Raw genomic sequence first — 10,897 nt, forward strand, 5'->3', positions numbered from 1 at the left:
CGTATCCCTGGAACATGGCAAAGAAGAACCCCCGACGAACCCGCAACATCGTGATCGCCTCCGGGCTGGTCGTTCTGCTCTCAGGCGGTGGTGCCGCCGCGTGGGCTGCCGACCGCTTCCTCATCGAGCATGTCGAGATCGCGGACGTGTCGACCTACGAGGCTGAGAACTCCAGTGTCGACTCCTCGTCGTCGACGGATGACGCCACCGACTCATCGGACGACACCGCGGACGCTGTGCAGACCGACACGTCCTACACCGACGGCGACACCTCGGTCACGATCTCGACCGTCACGTCGGGATCAGGCTCCGAGACCGTCACGTACTACGTCGCGGATGTCGTGCTCGGCGACGCGACCGACCTCCAGAGCGCCTTCGCGAAAGACCAGTTCGGCGAGAACATCACCGAGCTCACCAGCGCGATCGCCGCCGACAACGACGCCGTCTTCGCGGTGAACGGCGACTACTACGGGTTCAGGGACACCGGCATCCTGATCCGCAACGGCGTGGTCTACCGCGACTCCCCCGCCCGGGACGGGTTGGTGTTCTATGCCGACGGCCGCGTCGAGGTGTACGACGAGACGGCGACCAGCGCAGCCGCACTCGTGGCGGACGGCGCGTGGAACACACTGAGCTTCGGTCCCGCGATCGTCGAGGACTCGTCGGTGGTCGACGGCATCGAAGACATCGAGATCGACACGAACTTCGGCAACCACTCGATCCAGGGCGACCAGCCGCGCACCGCGGTCGGCGTGATCGACGAGAACCACCTCGTGTTCGTCGTGGTCGACGGCCGGCAGACGGGCTACAGCGCCGGCGTCACGCTCACCGAGCTCGCCGACATCATGATCGACCTGGGCGCCACGACCGCGTACAACCTCGACGGCGGCGGGTCGTCGACGCTGTACTTCAACGGCGAGGTCGTGAACCAGCCGTCCAACGGCGGGGAGCGCGCGACCAGCGACATCCTCTACATCGCGGGGTGATGACGTGATCGTGCTGATCCCCGCCTACGAGCCGCGGCCGTGCCTCTCGGCACTCGTGGCCGAGCTGCTGGCCGCAGATCCCGAACTGGGCGTCGTCGTGGTCGACGACGGGAGCGGCGCCGAGTTCAGCGCTGAGTTCGCCCGTGTCAGCGCACTCGGGGCGACGGTGCTCCACCATCACCGCAACCTCGGCAAGGGCGCGGCGCTCAAGTCCGGGATCAGGCACATCCGCGACGAGCATCCGGGTCAGGATGTCGTGACCGCCGATGCCGACGGTCAGCACACCGTGCGCGACATCCTGCGGCTGCCCGACGAACTGCGGGCGGATGCCGCATCCGGCGCTCCCGCCCTGGTGCTCGGATGCCGCACCTTCTCGGGGAACGTGCCATGGCGCAGCCGGATCGGCAACGCGTCGGCTCGGACGGTCTTCCGGCTCGCCGCCGGCTGGAGCCTGTCCGACACCCAGACGGGGCTTCGCGGCATTCCCGCGGACCTGCTGGCGTGGGTCGAGGCACAGCCGGGCGACCGCTTCGAGTTCGAGCAGAACGTCCTGCTGCGCGCGCGCCGAGCCGGCGTCGCCGCGCGCGAGGTGGCGATAGAGACCGTGTACCTCGAGGGCAATGCCTCGAGTCACTTCCGTCCGGTCGTCGACTCCTTGCGAGTCGCCCTGCCGCTCATCAGGTTCACAGGGTCATCCCTTCTGGCGTTCGCCGTCGACACCGTGGCGCTGCTCGTTCTCGTCGCCCTCACCGGATGGCTCATCCCCGCCATCGTCGCAGCGCGCGCGATCAGCGCATCGGTCAACTTCGCCGTAAATCGGCGGGTCGTGTTCCGGGCGCCGAGTGAGGGCGGGATGCGGGGCCAGGCCGTCCGCTACGCGATGCTCGCCATCGCGCTCCTGGCGTCGAACATCGTGTGGATCGAGGGGCTCACGGCCATCGGCATCCCACTCATTTTGGCGAAGATCGCCACCGAGGCCGTGCTGTTCGTGACGAGTTACGGCGTTCAGCGCAGTTTCGTGTTCCGCAGCGCCGAACTCGTATCCCCCGCTGGCGCGCGTCATAGCAGCCGCATAGCGAGCCCGACTCGAATGGATGCAGACGTGATCAGCAATGGGAGAAATTCATGACCACCAGCACTTTCATCCTCATCGGGATAGACCTGGCAGCCGCCCTCATCCTCAGCTTCGGCATCTATTACCGCCGCCACCACCGCCGTGACCTCGTCGTCGCGTTCCTCGGCGTGAACGTGGGAGTGATGGTCGTCGCCGCTGTCCTCGGCACCGCCGAGGTCGCGCTCGGACTCGGCCTGGGACTCTTCGGAGTGCTGTCGATCATCCGGCTGCGCTCGTCCGAGATCTCGCAACGCGAAGTCGCCTACTACTTCGCGGCCCTCGCGATCGGGCTCGTCTGCGGTCTGCCGCAGACGGATCCGTGGCCGGTCGCGGGCCTCGTCGCACTCATTCTCGTGGTGCTCTGGGCCGCCGACCACCCCGCCCTGCTGTCGCGAAGCCGGCACCAGATCGTTCGGCTCGACCGCGCGATCTCGAGCGAGCCCCGGCTTCGCGAAGAACTCGAGCTGCGCCTCGGCGGCGCGGTGACGTCGGTGATCGTGCAGGAACTCGACCTCGTCAACGACACCACGCTGGTGGATGTCCGCTACCGCGCGCCGCGCGAATCGGGGCGGGCAGGCAACACTCTCGCAGACTCGGCCTCGGGCACGGCGGGCACGGCGGGCACGGGCTCCGCTCGCGAGCAGCTCGCGATGGAAGGGGCGGTGCGATGAACCCGCTGCGTCGATTCGACACCATCGCGCTCGACGAACTCGTGGCCACGGCATCCCTCCTCACCCGCGTCGACCGCAAGTACGTCGTGCCTCGCGCCGACCTCGTGCGCGTCTTCGCCGCGCTGGATGCCGCCACGCGAGTGCTCGAGATGGATGGCGCGCGCGACTTCGCGTACGAGTCCGTCTACTTCGACACGCCCGATCTGCTGAGCTTCCGGATGGCGGCTCAACCACGCCGGCGGCGGTTCAAGCTGCGCACCCGAACCTACCTCGACACAGGCACCTCGTACCTCGAGATCAAGACGCGCGGGGCGCGCGGGGCGACGGTCAAGGACCGGGACGCCTACGACCCCGCCCATCGAGATGTGCTCTCGAAAGACGCGCGCGCCGATGTGGCCGACGCGCTGTCGACGATCGGCGTGCCGAGCGAACGCGCGGGGCATCTCGACGCCACCCTCATGACGCGCTATCGCCGTGCGACGCTGCTCGTCGGCGATGGAGCTCGCGCGACGGTCGACACCGACCTCGCGTGGCTCGAGCCAGACGGCTCGGGCTTCACGCTCCCCCACCTCGCGATCGTCGAGACGAAGTCGGCGGCCGCGGCATCCGCTGTCGATCGCCTGCTCTGGCGGGCCGGGCATCGTCCCGCGACCATCAGCAAGTACGGGACCGGGCTCGCCGCGCTGCATACCGAGCTGCCGCGAAACCGCTGGGCGCGGCTGCTGCGCGGCCCGTTCGCGGGCGCTCAGCCGATCGGGCCCGCACCACGGTCCGATACCCGTCCCCGATGCTCTCCCCCATCCGATACCGCCCACCGACCCGAGGAGGCATCATGCTCCGCCGCCGCTTGATTCTGGCCACCACCCCGCTCGTGCTCGGAGCTCTCGTGCTCGCAGGCTGCGCAACGCAGTCGGCCGGCTCGACATCCGGCACGACGTTGACCACCGACGACTCGGCGGCTGTCGAGACGACGGCTGTCGTCGATTCCGACCTTGCTGCGGACGCAGTCCTCGCCGCGAACGCCGACGTCACCGTCGTCAACGACGACGAGTGGTCCTCCGCAGACGCCGTCGACATCGAACTCTCCGACACGACCGCGTCGTCCGACTCGTCCGCAGTCACGGTCGACGGCTCCACCGTCACGATTTCCGAAGGTGGGGTCTTCCGCCTCTCGGGCTCTCTCGACGGCCAGATCGTCGTTACAGCGCCCGAGGATGCTCAGGTCGTGCTCATCCTCGACGACGCCGACATCGCGGCATCCGATTCACCGGCCATCACCGTGACGAGTGCCGATGACGTCGTGATCTCGCTCGCCGATGGCAGCGAGAACTCGGTGTCGGACGCCGCGTCCTACGCCGATGACGCCGCCGCCAACGCGGCGATCTACAGCGATGCAGACCTCACGATCACGGGCAGCGGATCCCTGTCGGTCTCGGGCAACGGAAACGACGGCATCACCAGCACCGACGATCTCGTCATCCTCTCGGGTGACATCACGGCCGACGCGGTCGACGATGCGCTGCGGGGCAAGGACTCGCTGGTGGTCGAAGGCGGCACGCTCGACCTCACGGCCGGCGGCGACGCGCTCAAGAGCGACCAGGACGAGGACGCGACCCAGGGCTTCATCTGGGTCTCGGACGGCGACATCTCCGCCGTCAGTCGCGACGATGGGCTGAGCGCCGCGACCGACGTCGTCGTGACCGGCGGCACGATCAACGTCACGGCCGGGTCGTCCGCATCCGCTGCCGACGCTTCGCCGAAGGGCGTCGTCGCCGGGATCGTCGTCGCACTGGACGGCGGCGACCTCACGATCGACGCCGTCGATGACGCCGTGCACTCCGACGGATCGGTCGGCATCGGCGGCGCCACGCTCTCTGTGACGACCCGGGACGACGGCATCCACGCCGAGCAGGCGCTCGAGGTCCGCGACGGTTCGGTCGTCGTCGAAGACTCTGCCGAAGGCCTCGAGGCGACCGACATCGCGATCTCCGGCGGCACGGTCGATGTCACGTCGAGCGATGACGGCCTCAACGGCGCGAGCGGGACCGTCTCGACCGCTGGTGCCGGTGCCGGCGGCGGCATGGGCGGCGGCGGTGAGACCGACTCGGGCGAGACGATCGTGATCTCGGGCGGCTCGGTGAGAGTGAACGCGGTCGGTGACGCGATCGACTCGAACGGCTCGATCACGTTGTCCGGTGGCACCACGATCGTGACCGGACCGACGTCCGGCGGCGGTCAGGGTGCGCTCGATGCCAACGGCGCCATCACGGTGGACGGCGGCTCGGTGTCTGTGGCAGGCAGTGTGCTGAAGACCGCGACCGGCGCACAGGCCTGGATCGCGGCAACCGTCAGCGGGACCGCCGGGCAGACCGTCGAGATCACGGATGCCTCTGGTGCGGTGATCGACTCGTTCGAGGCCGACGCCACCTTCGGCGCCGTGTTCTACAGCGGTCCGGATGTCGCATCAGACGGCTCGTACTCGGTATCGGTCGACGGCTCTGACGCAGTGACGGTGACCGCGGGTGTCGCCGTGCAATCGGAGATGGGCGGCGGCCCTGGAGGCGGCAGAGGAGGCCGACCGCAACAGCCGTAAGGCTGATGGGCGGCGGACGCGGAGGACGCGAGGCCGACCGCAGCAGCCGTAAAGGCGGTCCGCGGGGCGCAGGTCGACTGAGGTCGGCCTGCGCCTCTGTCGTTGCGCCGTCGTCGTCCAGGCACGGTCCTTGGCGTGTCTGCCGCAGCGTTTATGGTGAGGCAATGGACGTGCAGTTTGTCGCCGGCTTCGGACCCATCGTTCGTGATGACGCGGAGTCCCGCCGGTTCTATCAGGACTCGTTGGGCATCGTGTTCGAGGAGCCGACGCCGGGGTATCTCGACACTCACGCGCTGCCGGGGGTTAAGGTCTTCGCGCTCTGGCGGCTGGCCGAGGCCGCGGAATCCACGTTCGGGGTAAGTGAGTGGCCGGCCGACGTGCCGGTTCCTCAGGCTTGGCTGGAGTTCGAGCTCGCCTCGCCGATCGCCGTCGCGGAGGGCGAGGCCGAGCTCCGTGCCGCCGGTTACGAGATCCTGGCGACCAGGCACGTGGAGCCGTGGGGTCAGACGATCGCCAGATTGCTGAGTCCCGAGGGGATGCTGGTCGGCCTGTCGTACTTCGACCAGCTGCACGACGAAACCATTGCCTGAGCTTTTGGGTCAGGTCGCGGTCACGGTCGCAGCCTTGCGGTAGTGCAGCCACAGGTGCCAGCGCTCTATCGAGCCCACCTCGAGAGGTCGGCGTCGGCCCATGGGTCTTCCGAGAAGCGCCGGCGCGCGGCATCCTCGTCTTCAGCCTCGACGAGGTTCAGAGTCTCGTGACCGTCCCCGAGCGGACCGCCGATCAGGAGGAACCCGTCTGCGACGAGACCGTCCATCAACGCAGCGTGCTCGGTCCAACCCTGTTGCTCGCGGATGCCGACGCGGTCGTCCAGTTCGCGCTGTCCAGGAGCCTGACGGCGAAGCTTGGCATATCTCGCCTCCTCCGGTTGACGGTACTGCGCCCCCCGGACATCACTGTCGGCCTCGGTTTGCCGGAGCCGGGCGCACTGCCTCATCTCGGTAGACTGGTGCGGCCAGCCTCTGTAGCTCAATGGAAGAGCAGTTCCGTCCTAAGGAAACGGTTGGGGGTTCGAGTCCCTCCAGGGGCGCAGTCTTTTTTTGACTCTGACCAGGTATTTCTCCAAGGTCATACCACACGAAGTTCCGTTTTTGCCCGTTTTTTGCCCGCATTCTGAGAACTCCGAGGGCAGCGACGACCGTCTTCAAGGGCCTTCGTTCGACATCTCAGAACGCCCGAAGTCGATCATTTCGGGCGACCTGTACCCCGTCGAAAACTGAGCATTCTGCTCTCTGCGGTCACCGCGGTCGGGCGTAGCGGGTCTGGCGACCCGTCGGCATTGCCACCCTCCCGACAGAGCTCTCGTCGACGAGTCGGATCCGTCGCGATAATGTTGCGCTGACATGGCCAGATTCTTTGGGACACCCGATGGCGTGAAGGTTGGCCAGTTCTTTCTCGACCGCAGAGAGCTGCAGAGCGCCTGGGTTCATCGACCGGGTCGGGCGGGAATCAGCGGGACGAAGGCCGAGGGTGCGGACTCGATCGTCGTTTCAGGCGGATACGTAGATGACGAGGATCATGGCTCCTACCTGATTTACACCGGCCATGGCGGCAATCAGCGGCGTCCAAACAAGCAAATCGCCGACCAGGATCCCGAGGCCCCAGGAAACGCTGGGCTCATAACGAGCTTGGTGCAGGGGCTCCCTGTTCGCGTTATCCGGGGTGCCCATGCGAGTTCTCCATTCGCGCCGCGCGCCGGTTACGTCTATTCCGGGCTGTATTCCGTCACGAGTTGGTGGATGGAGACCGGTCGTGACGGATTCCGGATAGTCCGTTTCAGGCTTGACGCGATTGACAATCAGACGGTGGTCGAACCTGCACCGGCAATAGATCACGACCCAGCATTCGCCTCGGCTGTCGTCACACGCAGAATCCGAGACACAGCGGTCGCTCGTGAGGTCAAGGAGTTATACGACTTCAGTTGTCAGATTTGCGGAATCGGGTTGCGCGGATTCGAGGGACGGAAGTACGCGGAGGGAGCCCATGTGCGTCCCCTTGGGCGGCCACACCTCGGCGCCGATCACCTGGAGAACCTCCTCTGTTTGTGTCCGAATCACCACACGCAATTGGACATCGGTGGCATCTGGATCAGTGACGACATGGTTGCGATGTATGCGACGTCCCACGAGCCGGTCGCGACCCTCAGTTGGAAGAAGCGACACCGAGTCAACCGCGAGAACGTGGCCTATCACCGCTCTCTTTGGCCGTCCATAGCTGAGCTGGCGAGCTAGAACGTCACCGACTCGCGCTCAATCTTGTCAACGGCCGGAATGTCAGCTGGAGCCCACTCAAGCGCGCTCAGGTCTGTCGGTGCGACCCATCGCAGCTCCGCGTGTTCCGTTGCGGATGGAGTCCCCGTTAGGAGTTGGCAGTAGAAAGTTTGTAGCCTCACGACACCAAACTCATACTGGTGATGGGTCAAAGCGACTTCCGCGCCAACAGAGACAAAACAATCGAGTTCTTCGGCAATTTCACGCACGAGAGCTTGCTGCGGTGTCTCGCCCGGCTCAATCTTGCCCCCTGGGAACTCCCAAAGACCGCCGAGCAATCCGGCCGACCCTCGCTGGGCACAAAGCACGAAGCCGTCCCTGATAATCACTGCACCGACAACGTCGTAGTTCCTCACGAGCGCTCCCTCGGTTGTGTCTCAGTGTAGGTACGCATCGGTTCCACGGCTCGAAAAGACATCATGACAAGCGCTGTCAAGCGGAGCAAACTGGTCAGTGCGGTCGGGCGTAGCGGGTCTGCGGGCCCGTCGGCAGTGCCACCAGCGGCATGGCGTCGTTCAGTCTCGTCGCCACCGCATCCAGATCGTCGTCGAAAAGATCGGCGTAGGTGTCCAGCGTCATCGCGGCCGACGCGTGACCCAGCATCCGCTGCACGGCCTTCACGTTCGCGCCCGAGCTGATCGCAAGCGACGCGGCGGTGTGGCGGAGGTCATGAGGAGTGAGCCGCGGAATCGACGGATCAAACTCCTGCGCACGCCGGACCGCGTTCGCGAACCATCCCTTGTTGCCCGAGTTGCGCATGTGGTTGACCCCGTCGCCGAAGAGCAGTCCCTCGGGACCCTTACGGGCGCACGCCTGCTCGATCATCGGAGCGAGCCGCTCGGGGTACGGGACGGAGCGCTTCTCGTGCGTCTTGGGCGTGCCGACGTGGATCTCGTACGCGATCATCACCGCATTTTCCTCGATGACGAAGCGTCGACGCAGACGGTTCACGCTCCGCACACGCAGCCCCGTCGCCTCGCCCCAGCGCAGACCCGTATAAGCCAGAGTCAGGACGAGGGTCGGATACGCCGAGCACGCCGCCAGCGTCGCCACCTGGTCATGCGACAGGTAGACGCGACGCTTACCCGGCCCGTGCCGAGGAAGATTGCGCACATGCCGGGCCGGATTGCTGGCGAGACGACGATCGTCGATTGCGACGTCGAGGATGCCGGCCAGGATCCCCAGCGAGCGAAGGACGACCGTTCGCGACTTCTTCGACGCGAGGGCTGACACCCAATCCTGGACTTCGGAGCGCCGGATCGATGAGATCTCCCTGTCGGCCCAAACCGGAGCGACGTGGTTCTTCCACGCACGCTCGAGCGTCATGTAGTAGGAAGGCTTCGACATCGGCGGCTGCTTCGATCGCAGCCAACTGTCGGCGAACATTCGGACCGGAACCCTGGACGCCACCGGATCGATGTACTCGCCCTTCGCCTTCGACACCGTAACCATGGCGAGGTACAGCTCCGCTTCGCGCATGGTCGTGAAGCCGCGCTTCTCCGCCTCGGTGCGATCAGGCCGGCGATAGCGCACGCGGTAGCGGCGGCCCTTCGCCGATTCATATGGGGTGATGCTGCCCATCTCGACCTCCGCTCGTGCCCAATCGACCGTCAGTATCGGGCCAGTGTCGGACACTCAAGCGACCGCGTCAACGCCGCCGAAGCGGTTTGCCGGACGATGCTTGCAGACGTCGCCAAGTGTCGGTGGCGGGAAGCGGATCGCCTCCCTCCGACGCCGAGAGCGTAGCGATCGGGCACGGCTGCGTTCCGGGCTTTCGCGGCATGTGCTCCCTCGCTGCGCTCGGTCCGCCATTCCACGGTCCCGGCACTCCGCCACGCCCGATCGCTAGTGGGCTGAATGTCGGATGGGAGGTTATGTGGTCACGTCCGCAATCAGATGTGTTTGCGCAGACGATTGGTGAAATCGGCGAGCTCAGCCCGTGAAGTTGATCCCCGTGATGGAGTATCCGAGCTCCGCCAGACGACCTGCCGCGCCGTCGCGACCACCGCTGAACTCGTCCGAGCCAAGCGGCGTCCCGTGCTGAAGTCCGAAGGCGACACCGAAGATCGCTTTGGAGTCATACCTTCCGGAATCCGTGACGAGGAAGTAGTCACGGGCCACGCCGAAGCCGAACTTGTGGAGAAACGCATCGCGACCGAGTCGATCAAACTCGTCGATAGCCCGTTGGACTGCGGATCGATCGGTGAGCGCACTGTAACTGGGCACGCTCGAACCATACTGCTCAGCGCTCGCAGCTGTCGTCGCCGAGGTCACGAATCGACTGGCACGGTCAGTCCGTCACCACCGTCTTGCTGGGGCAACGTCGCCTCAAATCGGTCGATGAGAATCCGGATACCTGTGGTGTTCCACCAGGAAGGCGTGACACCGCCCGCCGACATTCCATGACCAGGATCGAACTCGGGGAGGTGGAACGGCTCGTCGCCCTCCGCCAGCGGCCTGCCAGTGATGGTTTCCGCGGCCGTTCGGATCATCGTCTCGAGTGCCCACGAGTCGCGTGGGAGCGGCGTGGAAGCGAACTTCGCGCGGAGCGCCCTCCATAGATACGGGTCGCCCCGGAAGCTCCATTGGCGAGGCGCGCGGTCGAAGAGCTGACCCACCGATCCCGCATCTGTGGGCGGCGGGAACCGCCTGAGCACCTGGGCCCTCACCCGCCGGTGGGTATCGTCATTGAGCGCGATCAGCCGTACTTCAGCGACCCGCGTTCGAGTCCGGGCGATCGTATCGACAGCAACCTCGATCGCGTCGTTGATAGGCCATGCGTAGACCCCTGCACTGATTAGCGGCGAGGCGACGCTTCGCGCGCCGAGCTCATCGGCGACCTCCAGCGCCCGCCGATAGCAGGACACAAGTAGCGTTCGGTCGTGTTCGCCAGCCCCGTAGTTCGGGCCGACCGTATGGATCACCCAGTTCGCCGGCATTGCGCCCGCCGTCGTCCATCCCGCGTCGCCAGTGTGGAGTCCGTCTGGAAAGCGCGCGATGCAATCCTCGAGTATGGCGCGACCGCCGGCCTGATGTATCGCACCGTCCACTCCGCCTCCGCCGCGCATAAGACGGTTCGCAGCATTGACGATTGCATCGACACGTTGCTCGGTGATGTCGCCGCGAACGGCGCTGACGGTAACCATCGCCTAGCCTCCCTCCATCCGACCTCGCAGCGACAAGCCCATCTGGTGTCGCGGCCG

The 10,897-nt window shown here is 66.0% G+C and carries 12 protein-coding genes and 1 tRNA gene; 8 read left to right on the forward strand and 5 right to left on the reverse strand.

All coding sequences use genetic code 11. The features are described 5' to 3' along the window. The first annotated feature begins 14 nt into the window (after positions 1–14). The 6 genes from ABD188_RS16290 to ABD188_RS16315 all read left to right on the forward strand — a co-directional run bounded on the left by ABD188_RS16290 (position 15) and on the right by ABD188_RS16315 (position 5,954). Positions 15–986 carry a phosphodiester glycosidase family protein gene (locus ABD188_RS16290; protein WP_344064658.1) on the forward strand — a complete coding sequence of 324 codons (972 nt, stop codon included), beginning with the start codon at positions 15–17 and terminating at the stop codon, positions 984–986. Positions 987–990: 4 nt separating this feature from the next. Beyond that, positions 991–2,115: a GtrA family protein gene (locus tag ABD188_RS16295; protein ID WP_344064660.1), complete on the forward strand. Its 1,125-nt coding sequence runs from the start codon at positions 991–993 to the stop codon at positions 2,113–2,115. Further along, complete coding sequence (locus ABD188_RS16300; protein ID WP_344064662.1) at positions 2,112–2,771, forward strand: DUF4956 domain-containing protein; 660 nt, start codon at positions 2,112–2,114, stop codon at positions 2,769–2,771. Before ABD188_RS16295 ends, ABD188_RS16300 begins: the two co-directional genes overlap by 4 nt. Then, positions 2,768–3,622 carry a polyphosphate polymerase domain-containing protein gene (locus ABD188_RS16305; protein WP_344064665.1) on the forward strand — a complete coding sequence of 285 codons (855 nt, stop codon included), beginning with the start codon at positions 2,768–2,770 and terminating at the stop codon, positions 3,620–3,622. The genes ABD188_RS16300 and ABD188_RS16305 overlap by 4 nt, the downstream gene beginning before the upstream one ends. Next, a complete protein-coding gene (locus ABD188_RS16310; RefSeq protein ID WP_344064668.1) occupies positions 3,604–5,364 on the forward strand; it encodes a carbohydrate-binding domain-containing protein in 1,761 nt (586 codons plus the stop codon). The genes ABD188_RS16305 and ABD188_RS16310 overlap by 19 nt, the downstream gene beginning before the upstream one ends. A 164-nt stretch (positions 5,365–5,528) precedes the next feature. Further along, complete coding sequence (locus ABD188_RS16315) at positions 5,529–5,954, forward strand: VOC family protein (RefSeq protein ID WP_344064671.1); 426 nt, start codon at positions 5,529–5,531, stop codon at positions 5,952–5,954. A gap of 65 nt (positions 5,955–6,019) precedes the next feature. On the opposite strand, the gene ABD188_RS16320 is transcribed toward ABD188_RS16315, so the two are convergent. Then, on the reverse strand, positions 6,020–6,181 hold the full coding sequence (locus tag ABD188_RS16320) for a YciI family protein (protein WP_344064674.1): 162 nt from the start codon (positions 6,179–6,181) through the stop codon (positions 6,020–6,022). 201 nt (positions 6,182–6,382) lie between these two features. Between ABD188_RS16320 and ABD188_RS16325 the strand changes: the two genes are divergently transcribed. Together ABD188_RS16325 and ABD188_RS16330 are read left to right on the forward strand one after the other, a co-directional pair. Continuing rightward, a tRNA-Arg gene (locus ABD188_RS16325) sits at positions 6,383–6,454 on the forward strand. Positions 6,455–6,767: 313 nt separating this feature from the next. Continuing rightward, complete coding sequence (locus tag ABD188_RS16330) at positions 6,768–7,655, forward strand: YDG/SRA domain-containing protein (RefSeq protein WP_344064677.1); 888 nt, start codon at positions 6,768–6,770, stop codon at positions 7,653–7,655. Here ABD188_RS16330 and ABD188_RS16335 read toward each other — a convergent pair. The 4 genes from ABD188_RS16335 to ABD188_RS16350 all read right to left on the reverse strand — a co-directional run bounded on the left by ABD188_RS16335 (position 7,652) and on the right by ABD188_RS16350 (position 10,840). Further along, complete coding sequence (locus ABD188_RS16335; RefSeq protein ID WP_344064680.1) at positions 7,652–8,050, reverse strand: (deoxy)nucleoside triphosphate pyrophosphohydrolase; 399 nt, start codon at positions 8,048–8,050, stop codon at positions 7,652–7,654. The genes ABD188_RS16330 and ABD188_RS16335 overlap by 4 nt on opposite strands. 94 nt (positions 8,051–8,144) lie before the next feature. Further along, positions 8,145–9,275 (reverse strand): tyrosine-type recombinase/integrase, encoded by a 1,131-nt coding sequence (locus tag ABD188_RS16340; protein WP_344064683.1) that lies wholly within the window; start codon positions 9,273–9,275, stop codon positions 8,145–8,147. Between the two features lie 351 nt (positions 9,276–9,626). Continuing rightward, entirely contained in the window at positions 9,627–9,920 is a 294-nt protein-coding gene (locus ABD188_RS16345) for a ScoMcrA-related endonuclease (RefSeq protein ID WP_344064686.1), read from the reverse strand. Positions 9,921–9,964: 44 nt separating this feature from the next. Next, the gene (locus tag ABD188_RS16350; RefSeq protein WP_344064689.1) at positions 9,965–10,840 is read right to left on the reverse strand and encodes a macro domain-containing protein; all 876 of its coding nucleotides are present in this window, start codon (positions 10,838–10,840) and stop codon (positions 9,965–9,967) included. Positions 10,841–10,897: the final 57 nt, after the last annotated feature.

Source organism: Microbacterium pumilum (genome assembly GCF_039530225.1).
GTDB classification, from domain to species: domain Bacteria; phylum Actinomycetota; class Actinomycetes; order Actinomycetales; family Microbacteriaceae; genus Microbacterium; species Microbacterium pumilum.